We start from the raw sequence: 16,339 nt of genomic DNA, 5'->3' as shown, positions 1-16,339 counted from the left end.
GGCGCTGTGTGTTTTGAAAGCCTTATTATGGGACCTTCAAGCTCAAAAATGATGTCGATGAGGTCCAGCGTCGAACAGATTTCTTCCCTTAATCTGTGTCAATCTGTGCAATCTGTGGATAAACCTTCTTAAGAACGATCATGGAATTTGAAGACGACGCCATTGTTCTAGGCGCCCGGTCCCATGGGGAAACCGGGGCCATTATCCATGTCCTGACTGAAAACCACGGCGTCTATGCCGCCCATATCGCCGGCGGGGCCTCGCGGCGGGTCAAGCCCTTACTGCAAGCGGGTTCCAGCGTGGTCTTCGCCTATCGCGCCCGCCATGCCGATCAACTGGGCGCGGCCACCCTGGAAGCTTCAGGCGCGTCACCGGACCTGCTCGATGAGCCGCTGGGCCTGCTGGGCCTGCAATGTGCCTGCGCCATGACGCAGACCATCCTGCCGGAACGCGACAGTCAGCCCGGCGCCTATCATGCCCTGTCGGGCCTGCTTGGCCTGTTTGCCTACCCGGAAATCTGGCCGGCGGTCTATGTCCGCTATGAAGCCGGCCTGCTGGAGGCGCTCGGCTTCGGCCTTGATCTCAGCGCCTGCGCGGTCAGCGGCGATCATGATGATCTCATCTATGTCAGTCCGAAATCGGGCAGGGCGGTCGGGCGCATGGCGGGCGAGCCTTATAAGGATAAGCTCCTGCATCTGCCGGGGTTTATGCTGTCGAGCCAGGGCGGGCTGGCGGAAGGCGACGTGGTGCGCGGTCTCGAACTGACGGGCTTCTTCCTGGAGCGCCACGTTTTCCACCCCCACAACAAGCCCTTGCCGGATATACGTTTACGGCTGAAGAACAACCTGGCGTCCTGAGGGGTTGCCTCGACTCAGTCGCGTCCTTAAAAACGACCGAACGGTTTGGTAACGGATTTTATGCCATAACCCCGTTACGAAGCTGGGAGTCGTCAAGAGCGTATGTTGCCATACAGTGAGCAGGACCTGTTAGCCGCCAATGTCAATCCGTCCACCGGACTGGCGACGGACTACCTGAATCTGTTCAACGAAGCCATCATGCTGTTTGAAATGGGCCTCGACATGCCGGACATGGCCGAGGAACTGGCCGACTGGAAGAAGCGCGGCTATGTCGAGCACTTCGAGAAATCCGGCTTCGAGATGAAGGATGTCGTCATCGCCGCCTATCGCCATGCGCCGGCCGATGGGCGCCGTGATTTTGATGAGGTCTGCGACCGAGCCCTGACCACCTTCAGTTCCTCCATCGACATACTGATGAGTTCCAACCTGACGGATGAAGCCGCCCTAGCTGACCTCGGCGATCGGCTGCGCGACATGAAGGCGCTGGTGCTGGAGATGGATTCGCATATTCATGGCCGGGCGCTGGCGCCAAAGAGCCTGCAAAGCGAAGTCGACGCCCTTTTTTAGAGACTTTAGAAGTTGCCCCAGCGTAAATTTTCGATCCGTCTTAATCCGAAAATAACATCGCTACGATAGGCTGCCGCCATCTCTGGTAACCGCCTGCCGTTCCGAATGTCCCGCAATCAAAATACAGAAAACCCGTCTTCACAGGTGCCGCTCCTGGCACCGACACCTGACATGGTCGTCCGAATCGCCCAGGGTCTGCTGATCAGCGGCCGGGGCATGGCGGTCTTCGCGCCGGATGACACTATTCGCCTGGCGACCGAAGGGTTCCGGACGCTTTATGACATGCAGCCGGGGCCGCAGACCTTCGACAGCCTGATGCGACATTGCTGGCAGACCGGGCACGGGCCGCGGATCGATACCCAGGACATGGATGCCTGGCTGGCGGCCGCGCATCTCAAGCGCCGCAGCCAGCCGGTGCGCGAATTCGAGGTCGACATGACCGACGGCCGCTGGTTCTGGATCAGCGAGGCGACCCTGCCAGACGGCTGGCTGATCCTCTCCGTGGCCGACATCACCTCGGTCAAGCGGCGCGAATTCCGGCTGGCCACCGATAGGGACGCCGCCATCACCGCCGCCGAAACCGACCACCTGACGGGGCTTTATAATCGCGGCGCCACCATGAAGCGTTTCCAGAAACTGGTGGAACGCGCCAGCGGTACGCATGAAACCTTTTGCGCGGTGCTGGTTGACCTCGATCATTTCAAATCCATCAATGACCGTTTTGGCCATGATGCCGGCGATCAGGTTCTGGTGCATTTCGCCACCTCGGCCTCGGCGGGGTTGCGGGGCCGCGATATTCTGGGGCGCGTCGGCGGTGAAGAGTTCCTTATCCTGATGCCCGGCGCCGACATGTCGCAAGCCTGTGCCATAGTCGAGCGCTTGCAGGCCCATGTGTGGGATCAGCGCATATCGCTCAACGGCGTGGCTCTGCGTTATACCTTTTCCGCCGGGGTCGCCCAGTGGCGGCACGGTGAGACGATGGACCAGCTTTACCGCGAGGCCGACCAGGCGCTTTACGCCGCCAAGGATGCCGGCCGCAATCTGATCGGCAGGGCGGGCTGAAACCGGATTAAACCGTGAACAATTTTAGCCAGGGGCGGCGAGGGTCTTGTCTTGACTCCTTGCAGCCTTTAGCCTGCCCGCATGAGTAATGCAGTGATTCCCGATGACGCCGGCGGGCGTGTGATTGACGAACCGATGAGCGACGCGCTCTCGAAGCGTTATCTGGCTTATGCCCTCTCCACCATCATGCACCGGGCGCTGCCCGATGTGCGCGACGGCATGAAGCCCGTACACCGCCGCATCATGTACGCCATGTCGAATATGCGCCTGACGCCAGAAGCGGCGGCGCGCAAATGCGCCAAGGTGGTCGGCGAGGTCATGGGTAATTTCCACCCCCACGGCGACCAGTCGATCTATGACGCGCTCGTTCGCCTGGCGCAGGATTTTGCCCAGCGCTACCAGCTCGTCGAAGGCCAGGGTAATTTCGGCAATATCGACGGCGATAATGCCGCCGCCATGCGTTATACCGAATGCCGGCTGACCATCGCCGCCACCCTGCTGCTGGAAGGCATCAATGAGGATGCGGTCGATTTCCGCGCTACCTATGACGATCAGGACGAGGAACCGGTCGTCCTGCCGGCCGGTTTCCCCAATCTGCTGGCCAATGGCGCCACCGGCATCGCCGTCGGTATGGCGACCTCGATTCCGCCGCACAATGCCGGCGAACTGATCGACGCCTGCCGCAAGCTGCTGACCAAGCCCGACACTACCACCGAAGAACTGATGGAATTCATTCCCGGTCCCGATTTCCCGACCGGCGGTATCTGCGTCGAATCGAAGGCGTCGATCCTCGAATCCTACAAGACCGGCCGAGGCTCCATCCGTACCCGTGCGCGCTATGAAGTCGAGGATCTCGGCCGTGGCGGCTGGCGCATCGTCGTGCGTGAAATCCCGTACTACGTACAGAAGTCGCGCCTGATCGAGCAACTGGCCGACCTGATCGAAAATAAGAAGGCGCCTTTGCTGGGCGATGTGCGCGATGAGTCGGACGAGGAAATCCGTCTGATCCTGGAGCCCAAGTCGCGCAATATCGAGCCCGAAGTCCTGATGGAGAGCCTGTTCAAGATCTCCGATCTCGAAACGCGCTTCGGTGTCAATATGAACGTGCTCGACGCCACGGGCACGCCGCGCGTCATGGGACTGAAGGACTGCCTGGTGGCCTTCCTCGACCACCGCCGCGTCGTGCTGATCCGCATGTCGAACTGGCGCCTGGAGCGCATCGAAAAGCGCCTGCACCTGCTCGACGGTTTGATGATCGCCTTCCTCAACCTGGATGAGGTTATCCGTATCATCCGCGAGGACGAGACGCCCAAGCAGACCCTGATGGCGCGGTTTAACCTGACGGACGTGCAGGCCGACTATATCCTCGATACCCGTTTGCGCCAGTTGGCGCGGCTGGAAGAAATGACCATCACCGAGGAGCACAAAAAGCTCTCGGAAGAGCGCGATGGCATCCGGGCACTGCTTGATAGCGAGAAGCTGCAATGGAAGCGCATCGACCAGCAACTGGGAGAGGTGCGCAAGAAACTGCTGTCGGCGCGCCGCACCACCTTTATGGATGCACCGGTCGGCATCGAGGTCGCCGCCATCGAATCCTACCTGCCCAAGGAGCCGATCACGGTCATCCTGTCGCAACGCGGCTGGATCAGGGCGGCTAAGGGCAAGGTGGAGGATCCGTCCGAGCTGAAGTTCAAGGAGGGCGATGAACTGGCCCACCTGGTGCCGGGCTTTACCACCGACAAACTGTTGATCCTGACCTCCGATGGCCGCTTCCTGTCGCTTGGCTGCGACAAGCTGCCTTCCGGGCGCGGCAATGGAGAGCCGCTGCGCCTGATGCTCGATATCGAGGAAACGGCCAAGATCGTCACCGTCTTCATGATGAAGCCGGGCCAGAAGCGCCTGATGGTGTCCAAGAATGGCTATGGCTTCGTAATGAACGAAGAGGATGCCTTCGCCAATAAGCGTGCCGGTAAACAGGTGCTCAACGCTGATGGCACCGAAGCCTTCGCGGCCTTAGCTGTGACAGGTGATCATGTCATGGTGCTGGGCGAAAATAACAAGCTGCTGGTCTATCCGGTTTCGGAACTGCCTGAAATGGCGCGCGGCAAGGGTGTCAAACTGCAAGGCTACAAGGATGGCGGCGTGAAGGATATTGCCGTGTTCGACATGGCCGCCGGCACCCAATGGTACGACGGCGCCGGCAAGGCGCGCGACTTCAAGGACGTGAAGGATTATGTCGGCAAGCGCGCCGCTGTTGGCCGGATCGCCCCGCGCGGCCTGCGGAAGCTGAGGCTCTAACTCCTCCCCATCTTTGATGGGGAGGAGAAGCTTGTCCTACGCCTCCGGATCGATCTCCCGCCAGCCCATGTCCGTCAGGCCCTCCAGCGGGCGATAGCGCGCCTTGTAATCCATCTTCGGGCTGTTTTTCACCCAATAGCCGAGATAGACATAATCATAGCCTGCACGGCTGGCCTGGTCGATATGGTCGAGGATAATGTAGCGGCCGAGGCTGCGCGACATCAGGTCAGGATCGTAGAAGCTATAGACCAGCGACAGGCCGTCATTCAGCGCATCGACCAGCACGCAGGCGACCAGTTGCCCGTTCAGCCGGTACTCGATCATGTGGGTGCGGACCAGCGTGTCCTCGACCATGGCCACCAGGTCCGGCCAGCTCATATCCATCATGCCGCCATCCGGATGGCGCGCCTTGAGATAGCGCTGCAACAGATCGAACTGCTCGCGGCTGGCCTCGGCCTCGACAAATGCCTTGGCGAGGTCGGCATTAGCCTTGACCACCCGGCGGTCGGATTTCGATAGTTCGTAGCGTTTGACCGGAATGCGCACGCTCTGGCAGGCGTGGCAGGTCTGGCAGGCCGGGCGGTAGGCGATATTCTGCGAGCGGCGGAAGCCTATGGCCGAAAGCTGGTCATTGACGCTGATGGCTTCGAGCGGCGGCAGGTGAACAAAGACCTTGCGCTCTTCCTGACCGGGCAGATAGGGGCACGGACCGGGAATGGTCAGGTAGTATCTGAGCTTTCGGCCTGGGAAATGCTCGCTCATCTTACGCCGTACAAATCCTGTTCCTGCGCGGACAATACCGCCATTACAGTTTGAACCTAAAACGCCTTGATCGGCAAGCGCAAATGCCGGTTTATTGTACCAAAACCTTTACTGAGGAAGGACGGGCGCCTCTCTCAGCAGGACGATGGCGATGCGGCGATTGCCGGCCAGCGACGGGTCGTCCGGGTAGAGCGGTTCCTTCGCCGCCTTGCCAGAGACCATGGCGATGCGGTCCTGATCGACGCCGGCCGATTGCAGGATGGCGCGCGAGGCATCGGCGCGGGCGCTGGAAAGCGCCCAGTCGCGCGGATTCTGCCCGGCCTGTCCCGGCGATCCGCTGGTATGGCCTGTAATCGAAATACGGTTCGGCAACTGGTTGATCACCTTGGCGACGGCGCGCAGCAGAATTTTGGCGCGGTCATTCGGCTGGGTTGAGTTTTCATTGAACATTGACCGGCCTTCCTGGTCGATCAACTGGATGCGCAGTCCTTCCGGCGTCTGGTCGACGAGGATATTCTTCGATAGTTCAGCCAGTTCCGGCATGTCCTGCAGGGCCTGACGCAGAGATTCCGCTGCGCTCTGGAAGGATTGCTGCTCGCGGCGCTGGGCGTCCGATTCGTCCGCGGTATCGGCCGTGGCGCCGGCGCCCTTGGTCTCGGTGGCCGTGCCGTCACTGTCCTGGGTTTCCGGCGGCTTGGGCGCCATCTGGTCGATGAAGGACATGGTGCCTTCGTTCTTGTCGCCATCCTTGCCGAGCGCCTGGCCGCCCAGGATGCCGCCGGAACCGGAGGTCGATTGCGACACATTGGCCGGGGCGAAATAATCGGCGACGCCGCGTTTCTGTTCGGGCGAGGTGGTGTTGATCAGCCACATCAGCAGGAAGAAGGCCATCATGGCCGTCACGAAGTCGGCATAGGCGACCTTCCAGGCACCACCGTGGTGGCCGCCGCCTGAGACCTTCTTGACTTTCTTGATGACGACGGGGGCGTCGCGGCTGGCCATGAATCAATGCTCTCGTAAAACTGCCTTCAACCTAGCCGGATTAACGTTAACAGCCTGTTTAGAGATCGGCTTGAGGCGACTTTTGCGGAAAAAACCCTGGCGGGTGATTGCTTTGCCGGGCTGCGTCATTTACGTCGATACGCATGGATTTGAAACACACTGAGACGGGCATGGACAGGAAGGCATTGCGTCATGCCATGGGCGGTTTCGCCACGGGCGTCTGCGTGATTACCGTTGCCGATCCGGATCATGTCGATGGCCATGTGGTAGGGATGACGGCCAATTCCTTCAGTTCGGTATCGCTCGATCCGCCGCTGGTACAGTGGTGCCTTGATTTGAAAGCGCACCGCTATGCCCTGTATGCTCAGGCGCAGAGCTTCGGCATCAATATATTGAGCGCCGGACACGAGTCGCTGTCGCGCCGGTTCGCGAGGGAAAACGCCCATATCGTGCCCGAGGAGGGGCTGACCCACGCCCATGATCCGCTGAAAATCAAGGATGTTGTCGGCTATTTTGCCTGCGATCTCTATGAATCGCGCCTGGTCGGCGATCACCTGGTCATCGTCGGCGAGGTCCGGCATTTCGAGAGCGATCCGGCGCAGCCCGGACTGACCTTCTTCAAGGGCAGGTATGGCCAGATTGGCCAATAGTTTGGAGTCACATCATGAGGCTGTGTTTCGCAGGTTTGGGAATTATGGGCGCGCCGATGGCGGGTCACCTGGTCAAGGCCGGTCACAAGGTCACCGGCTACAATCGCACCCACCAGAAGGCGCTCGACTGGGCCAGCGAATACGGTATGCACGCCGAAGCGACGCTCGGCACGGCGCTTTTGGGCGCCGAGGCCCTGATCCTCTGCGTCGGCCGTGACGAGGATGTCCGCCAGACGGTCCTGAATGCGATTTCGCACATGAAGCCGGGCTCGCTGATCATCGATCACACCACGACGTCCGCGAAACTGTCGCGTGAACTGGCGGCGGTATGTGCCGAGAAACACATCACTTTTTATGATGCACCGGTATCGGGCGGGCAGGCGGGGGCTGTCAATGGCCAGTTGTCGGTCATGGTCGGTGGCGATGAGGCGCGCTACGCTGAGGTGGTCGAATTGACAAGGCCCTACACCAAGTCGATCACCCGCCTGGGTGAAGCAGGCGCCGGCCAGATGGCCAAGATGGCCAACCAGATCGCCATTGCCGGCGCGGTTCAGGGCGTGGCCGAGGCGCTTCACTTCACCAAATGCGCCGGGCTTGATCCGGAACTTGTGTTCAATGCCATTTCCGCCGGCGCGGCCGGTTCGTGGCAGATGTCGAACCGCTGGGCTACCATGGCAAAGGACGAATACGATTTCGGCTTCGCCGTGGACTGGATGCGCAAGGACTTGGGCATCGCCCTCGATGAAGGGCGGGCCAATGGCGCGCATCTGTCCGTGGCGGCGCTGGTCGATCAGTTCTATTCGGAAGTGCAGGCCATGGGCGGCCAGCGCTGGGATACATCCAGCCTGCACGCCCGTCTGGAAGCCCGCCGCCCAAAAAGCAAGTAGGCACATAGCTTCACGCGCTTGTTAATTCTAAAAGCGTATGGTTGCGACTAACCTCCCTCGCAACGAAACGGCGAGGAATGACCATGGCGAAAAACACAATCTGCATCTGGTATGACAAGGACGCCGAAGCCGCGGCCCGTTTTTACGCCGAGGTGTTCCCCGACAGCGCCGTGACCGCCGTCCATAAGGCGCCTGGCGACTATCCCTCAGGTAAGGCGGGAGACGTGCTCACGGTTGAATTTACCGTGGCCGGAGTCGCCTGTATCGGTCTCAATGGCGGCCCGGTATTCAAGCAGACGGAAGCCTTCTCATTCCAGATTGCCACCGATGATCAGGCAGAAACCGACCGCTACTGGAACGCCATAGTCGGCAATGGCGGGCAGGAAAGCGCCTGCGGCTGGTGCAAGGACAAATGGGGCATTTCCTGGCAGATCACGCCACGCACCCTTACCGAGGCGATGGCGGCAGGGGGCGATGAAGCCAAACGCGCCTTTGCCGCCATGATGGACATGAAGAAGATCGATGTCGCCAAAATCGAGGCGGCGCGCCGAGGCTAATTCGCGGCGCGCTTCTCGACATAGCGTTGCAGGGTACGGCTGTAGCTGTCATCGAACTGCACCAGTGTGATGTCCTCGAACGGCCATTCGACCTCGTCGGCCTGCCAGTTGCCGCCGGGATCGATGGCTTTGATGACCACGCAATCGGCCTCGATCGCATCGACCAGCCCGACCTCGGCGCCGTCCTCGGCCGAAACCACGACGAACTTTTCCTTGAATTGCAGCGACTTGAACAGGTCCTGCCAGCCACCGAGCCGCACCCAACCGTAGCGCTTAGTGCGCTTGACACTGTTGAAGTCGAGGATCTTCATCTGGTCGTCGTGATAGTCGGAAATCTCGATGGCTTCGATCCCTTCGACCGGCGCGACCAGCGCCCCGACATCCTGCCATTCGTGGATCGCCTGAAGCAGAACCAGCGCCGGGCTGAGGGCGATGATGAAGCCCTCATGCTCGCCGTCGGCCAGCGTCAGGCGCACATAGGTGCCGGCATTGAGGGCCTTTTGCAGGTCTTTGTAGGTTTCCATGTTCAGGCTTTCAAAAGTTCAGCGACGTGCTTGGCGAAATAGGTCAGGATGCCGGAAGCGCCGGCGCGCTTGAAGGCCAGCAGGGTTTCCATGACGCCGCGGTCGTGGTCCATATAGCCTTTTTCGACGGCCGCCTTGATCATGGCGTATTCGCCACTGACCTGATAGACGAAGGTCGGTACCTTGAAGTTGTCGGAAACGCGTTGGACGATATCCAGATAGGGCAGGCCGGGCTTGACCATCACCATGTCGGCGCCTTCGGAAATGTCGATGGCGACCTCGCGCAGGGCTTCCTCGGTATTGGCGGAATCCATCTGGTAGGTCTTCTTATCGCCCTTCAACGCCTTGACGCCAATGGCATCGCGATAGGGGCCATAGAAGGCCGAGGCGTATTTGGCGGCGTAGGACATGATCATCGTGTCCTGATGACCGGCGGCTTCCAATGCGCTGCGTATGGCGCCGATGCGGCCGTCCATCATGTCGGAAGGCGCCAGTATATCGGCACCACCTGCGGTCAGAGCCAGGGATTGCTGCACCAGCATCTCGACAGTGGCGTCATTGGCGATCTTGCCATCGATCAGCAGGCCGTCATGGCCGTGGTCGGTATAGGGATCGAGCGCAATATCAACCAGCAGGCCGATATCCGGCACGGCGGCCTTGATGGCGCGACAGGTCTGGACGATCAGGCCTTCGGGATCGATGGCGGCCTTGGCATCGGCGGTGCGGATTTTCTCATTTAGGTGAGGAAACAGCGCTATGACATTGATTCCCAAGGCTCTTGCTTCGCGCGCTTCCTTCACGGCCTCGGCGATGCTGAGGCGATCGACACCTTGCAGCGACGAAATGGCGTCGCGCGGCTTATCCTGATCATGCACGAAAATCGGCCAGATCAGGTCCGAAACATGCAGGCGGTTTTCCGCCACCAGATCGCGTATCCACGGGGTCTGACGCAGACGACGCGGCCGGCCAGCGGGATAGGGAGCAAGGATCGGGTTGGAGGTCATGGGCATACTCTCATAGGCTTGCCGGAGCTTTAGGCCGATTGGCTATCTGCTTCAACCCTACCCATGCTCTCGATGTTTCTGCTTGGTTGATCGGGTGCGATGCAAAAATTATGTGGTCAGACGTGGTTGATAAGAAAAGATTCTACTTGAGCTATCATGTTGCGTACATCGTCAGCGTTATACTCGTCATGATTTCCGTGAGCGGCACTGTTTCTGATAGCTGCGATTGATAGAACCTGTTTTTGGACAAGAGAATTGTAGGCACCGGACGAGGCGAGTTCATCATTCATTCGATTTAGTGATTGGCGGACGATGGTTGCCTCATTTGCCACTTTTTCAATCCACAATTGACGAAGATTTGTCTCCAATACGACACCTGCGACAACAGCAGCCGCGGATATATATCCATTTTCAAAGAGGCTTTTCGCTTGATCTAACTCATCGCTAAATACCTCAGCCTGAATTAATGATTTTGCTGTTAAAAAATATCCGGAGCTATAGTCTTCGGAAATCCCTGCAACGGCTGCAAAAAGCCGCTTCATCATCGAGTAATTGGTTTCCATCGCAGTGGGCTTTTCGAGCTTTTCAAACATTTTGAAATATTGCGAGCCCTCTCCACACGCTGACGAAACTAACTGCTTTGCCTTTGTAAGCCATTTTACGAAGGCATGATGGTCAATATAGTCTCCACTGGCACCTTTGGTCCTGGTGGCGAGGGTTGTCTTGCCTTCAGACAACAAATCAGAAAATCTAGCAGCAAAGATCCTGTTTATCATATAATAAAATCCATTATATCAATGTTTTGCGTGCCTATTATTATGCTTGTAACCCAGCCGCCATATCGCGCAAAGTCTCAACCGTATTGAGGTTTCGGGCGGTCATGTCGGCCTTGATGGCGCGGCCGAGCTTCTCGACCATTTTCGAGCGGCCAATGCCTTCCGGCGCATAAAGATACATTACTTCGTCAGTGATTTCATAGGCTTCGCTGTCGATCTTCAGACTGTCCAGCAACTCACGATCCACCTTTGTCGGCGGTGCCTTGAAGAAGAAAACGTGCTGCGCCTTGCCCTGATGTTCGTGGTCGTGGAAAGGATTTTCGGCCAGCGTTTTTTCCAGATGCGCCAGCGTGATCAGGAAAATCGAAGGGCGGAATCCGAAATTTGTCTCGACCAGGTCGCCCATCAGCTTTTCCAGCGCCGCCTCATTGAGATCGGAGCCGAACAGCGCATTGCCGCTGGCGATATAGGTTTTCACATCCGTCAGTCCGGCCGCCAGCATGACCTTTGTCAGGTCCTTCATCGGCAGCTTGTTATTGCCGCCGACATTGATGCCGCGAAACAGGCATATCCAGATTTTCGACATGGCGTCCTTCCACTTGCTGCGACAATCTGCGCAGCTATCTTTAAGTAAAACCGCTGGAATTTGAAACGGATTTGCCGCAATGTCATTTTGAATATCTCCGGCGGGTTATTTTACCCCCCGGATGACTTGATCGGCCCTGACGGAAGCGCTATTTCGTCAACAGGATACGCGGCGAAAGTGTCGCCGTCGGAGTGTGATATGAACTATAATGCCGCTTTCGAGGCCGCTGTAGAAGCTGTTCGCGCCGAAGGGCGCTATCGCGTGTTCGCCAATCTCAAGCGTCATGCCGGTCAGTTTCCGCGCGCCACCTGGATCAAGGAAGACGGCAGCGAGCAGGACGTTACCGTCTGGTGCTCGAACGACTATCTTGGCCAAGGCCAGAACCCGGTGGTTCTTGAAGCGATGCACCAGGCGATCGACGATGTCGGTTCCGGTTCGGGTGGTACGCGCAATATCTCCGGCACCACCTGGTATCACAACAACCTCGAAGCCGAACTGGCCGACCTGCATCACAAGGAAGCCGCACTGGTTTTCACCTCCGGCTATGTCGCCAATGAAGCGACCCTGACCACCCTCTACAAGATCCTGCCGGGCCTGATCATCTTCTCGGACGAACTGAACCACGCCTCGATGATCCAGGGCATCCGCAATGGCCGTGGCGAACGCCATGTTTTCCGCCACAACGATCTCGAACACCTCGAAGAGCTGCTGAAGGCGGCGCCGGCCAATGCGCCGAAGCTGATCGCCTTTGAATCCGTCTATTCGATGGATGGCGATATCTCGGACGTGCGCGGCACCGTGGCTCTGGCCAAGAAATACAACGCCCTGACATATATCGATGAAGTCCATGCCGTTGGTCTCTATGGCGAACGCGGTGCCGGCGTGGCCGAGCGCGACGGCATTATGGGCGAGATCGACATCATCGAAGGCACGCTCGGCAAGGCGTTCGGCATGATGGGCGGCTATATTGCCGGCACCTCGGCCATGGTCGATGCCATCCGCCTGTGGGCTTCGGGTTTCATCTTCACGACTTCGCTGCCGCCCGCCGTCATGGCCGGTGCCGCCGCTTCGGTGAAGTATCTGAAAGAGCATAATGAGCGCCGCGTCGCCCATCAGGAACGCGCCCAGACCCTGTTGAAGAAGCTGCGCGCCAAGGGCATCGCCACCTTCCCGACCCAGTCGCACATCGTCCCGGTGGTGGTGGGAAACGCCAAGCACTGCAAGATGGTCTCGGACATGCTGCTCAATGACTTCGGCATCTATGTCCAGCCGATCAACTACCCGACCGTGCCGAAGGGCACCGAGCGCCTGCGCTTCACCCCGTCGCCGGACCATACGGACGAGATGATCGATCACCTGGTCGAGTCGATGGACAAGCTCTGGACCATGTGCAACGTCGCCCGTTTGCCGGCCGTGGCGTAGGTTTAAGCAAGAAACCCCACCACCACATCTCGCCGCTTCGCGTCTCGTGCGGTTCCCGGCACCGGCCGCCCGGCTCCCCAGTAAACTGGGGAGGTATAATTGCTATTATCTGTATACCTCCCCCATCTTTGATGGGGAGGGGGACCGCGCCCATTCTTCATGGGCGTGGTGGTGGGGTTTCTTGCTTTCTTGCACCGTCTGCGGCACACTCCTCCCATGTCCGAAATCTATATCGAGATGCAGCGGAAGGGCGCTTACCTGAAGGTCACGGCGATCGATGCCGATACCGCGGAAGAAGCCACGGCCATGGGGCCCGTCAATGATCCCGAAGGCGTCAAGCGCCTGGCGGTGCTCAAGCTGAAAAACAAGCTCGGCCAAGGCGGCGGACCGGGCGGACAGAAACCGTCATCTCCCGGTCGTGGCACCGTGGTCTAGGCTCAGGCCATTGGAGACCAGATGCGCCAGCAGGGCGGTGACGCCGCCGATCAGGGCGCCTTCGATCATCATATGGATGATGCCGTGGCTGTGGTGATGGTCGCCGGATTGAGCCAGTTTGGCGTGCAGGTCAGACATGTGGTATCCCCCTTATTTATGTGGTAGCAGGTTGGTGAAGAGATCGCGCCACCAGGTTACGGTATCGCCAGCCATAACCGGCAGGCATTTCAGCGTGGCGTCGCAATGACCGAACTCCCAGATCTGGTGACCGCCCTCCCAGATCATTTTCAGCGCCACGAATAGTACAACGGCTATACCCGCATAGGCGATCCAGCGGTACTTGTGCAGCACTTTGGCGATCAGATTGGCGGCCACGCCCATGGCGGCGATGGAGAGCAACAGGCCGAACACCAGGATCGGTACGTGGTGTTGGGCGGCGCCGGCCACGGCCAGCACATTATCCAGCGACATGGAGATGTCGGCTGCCAGAATTTGCAGGGTGGCGGATAGAAGCGTCTTGGCCTTTTTGGTCGATGCCTGCTGCGGTTGCGCGGTGCGCTCGGCTTTTTCCGCATCGGTCAGATTAACGGTGCCGGCCATCACGAGGGCTTCGGCCTGCGCTGTTTCGTGATGTTCGCGCAGTTCACGCCACATCTTCCAGCACACCCATAGCAGCAATATGCCGCCGGCCAGCAGCAAGCCGACCAAGGCCAGGAGTTCCACGGTGATAAGAACAAAGCCGATGCGCAGGATCACCGCGCCGATCAGCCCGTAGAGAATGGCCAGCCGGCGTTTGTCGGGCGCCAATCCGGCAGCGGCGATGCCTACGGCTACGGCATTATCACCGGCCATGACGATATCGATGAAGATGACCTGCACCAGGGCCAGGCCCTGCGACAGCAGGACAGGATCGATGTTCAGGAACGAAGTCTCAATCGCCACGGGATCACCAGAATAGGGACAGTTAACCCTAGATAAGCTACCGGCGTTTCATGTCAATTCTTACCGACTGGCATAGCCTCTAATATGCTCGTCGATATTATGTGCTAAATGATGAGAGCGGCAAATTTGAAGCGGAATTTCGGTATGAATGACGATAATTACGACTTGCTGGTGATTTTAGGAGAGGCCACCTGTTCCGGTGTTGGCCTATCGTCAAAATATGCCACGGGTGAACGTTACTCGATAATCGCCATTATTAAGGCGGAGAGCGAGTCAGACGCTTGTTATATATTTGTCGATAATTGTGAAGTTGCAGGATGGACGGAGGCCGAAGCGAAGCGCGTTGGTGAGTTCGTGGCGAGTGGAGATTCGGACTACCTTTTGAGTGCTGAACATGATGCGCGCGAAACCGGTTATGGCTGGGTTGTCTATAAAAAAGTGCTTCATTGAAACTTTATCGCCGCGCACAGGCTTCGTACAGGGAGATAGACGCCGCGTGGCTGACATTTAGGCTCTCGAAACCGCCCGGCATGGGAATGCGCGCCAGGTGATCGCAATGTTCCGCCACAAGCCGGCGGATGCCTTCGCCCTCGGCTCCCAGCACCAGCACCAGTTTTTTCAGGGAATCCCCCCAGCCTTGCTGCGCCAGGAGGTCATGCAGGTTGAACTCGCCTTCGCCGGCCAGGCCGATGCTGACATAGCCATCCTCATTCAGCGTCTCCAGGGCGCGGGACAGATTGGTGACGCGCGCGAAGGGCACGACATCGACGGCGCCGACGGCCGTCTTGGCCAGCACACCCTGCAGGGGGGGCGAGTGGCGGTCCTGCATGATCAGGCCCTTGACACCAAACGCCGCCGCCGAGCGAAAAATGGCGCCGATATTCTGTGGATCGGTGACCTGGTCGAGCATCAGGATGACGTGGAGGCCGTTTCTGGCGTCGCGTTCCATCAGGTCGTCGAGCGAATCGCCTTCCAGCACTGGCGCGTGCAGGGCCATGCCCTGATGGACGGCGTCGGGCGGCAGAAGGCGCGAAATCTCGCTCATCGGCAAGGCGGTGATCTTGATCTCCTGCCGTTTGAACAGGGCCGGCGAGGCGGATTTTGCCCGTTCCTCGCTTAAAAAGAGCCTGATCGGGCCGTGGCGCGCAGAATTTTTCAACGCCGCCTCTACCGCATGAACACCCCACAGCCAGCCATCATAATTGGCTTTAGGTTTCTGTTTAAATTGAGGTTTGTCGTCACGCCGCACGTCCGGTGCCGGCTTCGCGGCAGGGCCTCTGGGCTTGTCCACAAAATTTTGTGACCTGTTTTTACCTGATTGCGATTTACGGTCGTTGCGTTCACGAAAAGAGGACACTATAAGACGCGCTCCGATTTGAGGCCTGATTGAAGGCTTTTTGACTGATCCGGACGGTCTTTACGACCAAAGCCTGTGAATCAAAAAGTTTTTTTTCACTTTAGGGCTTGAGCTTTTTCGGAAGCTCAGGTTTAAGGCGTCCGGCTAAGACTTTGTGAGTGTTTGGGGGAATGTCCCGAGCGGCAAAGGGGGGGGACTGTAAATCCCCTGCGTAAGCTTCGCAGGTTCGAGTCCTGCTTCCCCCACCATCACTCATAGTCGGCCAGACGGTCTCCAATCAAAAAAGAAGAAGCGGTGGCTACTCCGGGATCATCGATCCCGGTAAGGGCGACCGCCCGCCCGAGCTGATGCGAGGAGCCTCGCGGCACTTGAGCGGAAAATTGCGGGTATAGCACAATGGTAGTGCAGCAGCCTTCCAAGCTGAGGATGTCGGTTCGATCCCGTCTACCCGCTCCAGACATTTCGATTGTTTAACCCTTAGCCCGTTTGGGCAAATTGGAGCCTTAGACCTATGGCCAAGGAAAAATTCAACCGCTCGAAGCCTCACTGCAACATCGGCACCATTGGTCACGTTGACCATGGCAAGACGACTCTGACGGCAGCGATCACGATCACTCTGGCGAAGTCGGGCGGCGCGACCGCGAAGAACTA

General features: G+C 58.7%; 20 protein-coding genes and 2 tRNA genes. 13 read left to right on the top strand and 9 right to left on the bottom strand.

The genetic code is table 11. The features are described 5' to 3' along the window. The first annotated feature begins 140 nt into the window (after positions 1–140). The 4 genes from recO to parC all read left to right on the top strand — a co-directional run bounded on the left by recO (position 141) and on the right by parC (position 4,784). The gene (gene recO, locus ACTHND_RS03735; protein WP_440175959.1) at positions 141–857 is read left to right on the top strand and encodes a DNA repair protein RecO; all 717 of its coding nucleotides are present in this window, start codon (positions 141–143) and stop codon (positions 855–857) included. 102 nt (positions 858–959) lie between these two features. After that, complete coding sequence (locus ACTHND_RS03730; RefSeq protein WP_440175958.1) at positions 960–1,424, top strand: hypothetical protein; 465 nt, start codon at positions 960–962, stop codon at positions 1,422–1,424. 105 nt (positions 1,425–1,529) lie between these two features. Then, positions 1,530–2,486 (top strand): GGDEF domain-containing protein, encoded by a 957-nt coding sequence (locus ACTHND_RS03725; RefSeq protein ID WP_440175957.1) that lies wholly within the window; start codon positions 1,530–1,532, stop codon positions 2,484–2,486. Between the two features lie 81 nt (positions 2,487–2,567). After that, positions 2,568–4,784: a DNA topoisomerase IV subunit A gene (parC, locus tag ACTHND_RS03720; protein ID WP_440175956.1), complete on the top strand. Its 2,217-nt coding sequence runs from the start codon at positions 2,568–2,570 to the stop codon at positions 4,782–4,784. 36 nt (positions 4,785–4,820) lie between these two features. Here parC and ACTHND_RS03715 read toward each other — a convergent pair whose 3' ends face one another. Together ACTHND_RS03715 and ACTHND_RS03710 are read right to left on the bottom strand one after the other, a co-directional pair. Next, positions 4,821–5,546 carry an arginyltransferase gene (locus tag ACTHND_RS03715; RefSeq protein ID WP_440175955.1) on the bottom strand — a complete coding sequence of 242 codons (726 nt, stop codon included), beginning with the start codon at positions 5,544–5,546 and terminating at the stop codon, positions 4,821–4,823. A gap of 108 nt (positions 5,547–5,654) precedes the next feature. Continuing rightward, a complete protein-coding gene (locus tag ACTHND_RS03710; RefSeq protein WP_303830386.1) occupies positions 5,655–6,548 on the bottom strand; it encodes a flagellar motor protein MotB in 894 nt (297 codons plus the stop codon). Between the two features lie 170 nt (positions 6,549–6,718). Between ACTHND_RS03710 and ACTHND_RS03705 the strand changes: the two genes are divergently transcribed. From ACTHND_RS03705 to ACTHND_RS03695, 3 genes are all read left to right on the top strand, one after another. Continuing rightward, the gene (locus tag ACTHND_RS03705; protein ID WP_440175954.1) at positions 6,719–7,198 is read left to right on the top strand and encodes a flavin reductase family protein; all 480 of its coding nucleotides are present in this window, start codon (positions 6,719–6,721) and stop codon (positions 7,196–7,198) included. 14 nt (positions 7,199–7,212) lie between these two features. After that, positions 7,213–8,085 carry an NAD(P)-dependent oxidoreductase gene (locus ACTHND_RS03700; protein WP_440175953.1) on the top strand — a complete coding sequence of 291 codons (873 nt, stop codon included), beginning with the start codon at positions 7,213–7,215 and terminating at the stop codon, positions 8,083–8,085. Positions 8,086–8,168: 83 nt separating this feature from the next. Continuing rightward, complete coding sequence (locus ACTHND_RS03695; protein WP_440175952.1) at positions 8,169–8,642, top strand: VOC family protein; 474 nt, start codon at positions 8,169–8,171, stop codon at positions 8,640–8,642. Here the strand turns inward: ACTHND_RS03695 and ACTHND_RS03690 are convergent. From ACTHND_RS03690 to ACTHND_RS03675, 4 genes are all read right to left on the bottom strand, one after another. Beyond that, positions 8,639–9,166: a hypothetical protein gene (locus ACTHND_RS03690; RefSeq protein WP_440175951.1), complete on the bottom strand. Its 528-nt coding sequence runs from the start codon at positions 9,164–9,166 to the stop codon at positions 8,639–8,641. The two genes, ACTHND_RS03695 and ACTHND_RS03690, sit on opposite strands and share 4 nt — an antisense overlap. 2 nt (positions 9,167–9,168) lie before the next feature. Beyond that, entirely contained in the window at positions 9,169–10,170 is a 1,002-nt protein-coding gene (gene hemB, locus ACTHND_RS03685) for a porphobilinogen synthase (protein WP_440175950.1), read from the bottom strand. A 116-nt stretch (positions 10,171–10,286) separates the two neighbouring features. Then, positions 10,287–10,946: a hypothetical protein gene (locus ACTHND_RS03680; protein WP_440175949.1), complete on the bottom strand. Its 660-nt coding sequence runs from the start codon at positions 10,944–10,946 to the stop codon at positions 10,287–10,289. 40 nt (positions 10,947–10,986) lie between these two features. Further along, positions 10,987–11,532 (bottom strand): DUF1697 domain-containing protein, encoded by a 546-nt coding sequence (locus ACTHND_RS03675; RefSeq protein WP_440175948.1) that lies wholly within the window; start codon positions 11,530–11,532, stop codon positions 10,987–10,989. A gap of 198 nt (positions 11,533–11,730) precedes the next feature. Here ACTHND_RS03675 and hemA point away from each other — a divergent pair, with 198 nt between their 5' ends. Both hemA and ACTHND_RS03665 read left to right on the top strand, forming a co-directional pair. Next, on the top strand, positions 11,731–12,954 hold the full coding sequence (gene hemA / locus ACTHND_RS03670) for a 5-aminolevulinate synthase (protein WP_440175947.1): 1,224 nt from the start codon (positions 11,731–11,733) through the stop codon (positions 12,952–12,954). A gap of 216 nt (positions 12,955–13,170) precedes the next feature. Beyond that, positions 13,171–13,389 (top strand): DUF6898 family protein, encoded by a 219-nt coding sequence (locus ACTHND_RS03665; protein WP_440175946.1) that lies wholly within the window; start codon positions 13,171–13,173, stop codon positions 13,387–13,389. On the opposite strand, the gene ACTHND_RS03660 is transcribed toward ACTHND_RS03665, so the two are convergent. Together ACTHND_RS03660 and ACTHND_RS03655 are read right to left on the bottom strand one after the other, a co-directional pair. After that, entirely contained in the window at positions 13,360–13,527 is a 168-nt protein-coding gene (locus ACTHND_RS03660; protein ID WP_440175944.1) for a hypothetical protein, read from the bottom strand. The genes ACTHND_RS03665 and ACTHND_RS03660 overlap by 30 nt on opposite strands. A gap of 12 nt (positions 13,528–13,539) precedes the next feature. Beyond that, positions 13,540–14,331 (bottom strand): YjbE family putative metal transport protein, encoded by a 792-nt coding sequence (locus tag ACTHND_RS03655; protein WP_440175943.1) that lies wholly within the window; start codon positions 14,329–14,331, stop codon positions 13,540–13,542. Positions 14,332–14,475: 144 nt separating this feature from the next. On the opposite strand from ACTHND_RS03655, the gene ACTHND_RS03650 reads away from it, so the two are divergent. Next, positions 14,476–14,781, top strand: coding sequence for a hypothetical protein (locus tag ACTHND_RS03650; RefSeq protein ID WP_440175942.1), 306 nt, complete (start codon positions 14,476–14,478; stop codon positions 14,779–14,781). 4 nt (positions 14,782–14,785) lie between these two features. On the opposite strand, the gene rlmB is transcribed toward ACTHND_RS03650, so the two are convergent. After that, complete coding sequence (gene rlmB, locus ACTHND_RS03645) at positions 14,786–15,580, bottom strand: 23S rRNA (guanosine(2251)-2'-O)-methyltransferase RlmB (protein ID WP_440175987.1); 795 nt, start codon at positions 15,578–15,580, stop codon at positions 14,786–14,788. A 272-nt stretch (positions 15,581–15,852) separates the two neighbouring features. Here rlmB and ACTHND_RS03640 point away from each other — a divergent pair. The 3 genes from ACTHND_RS03640 to ACTHND_RS03630 all read left to right on the top strand — a co-directional run. After that, positions 15,853–15,936 (top strand) — tRNA-Tyr (locus ACTHND_RS03640). Positions 15,937–16,070: 134 nt separating this feature from the next. Beyond that, positions 16,071–16,144, top strand: a tRNA-Gly gene (locus ACTHND_RS03635). Between the two features lie 55 nt (positions 16,145–16,199). Next, positions 16,200–16,339, top strand: a 140-nt coding sequence (locus tag ACTHND_RS03630) for a GTP-binding protein (RefSeq protein ID WP_440175986.1), incomplete at its 3' end; no start/stop codon positions are given.

This window comes from Asticcacaulis sp. (assembly GCF_051954415.1).
GTDB lineage: Bacteria > Pseudomonadota > Alphaproteobacteria > Caulobacterales > Caulobacteraceae > Asticcacaulis.
Note: the sequence above shows the minus strand (reverse complement) of the source record. Positions and strands in the feature narration are given on the sequence as shown.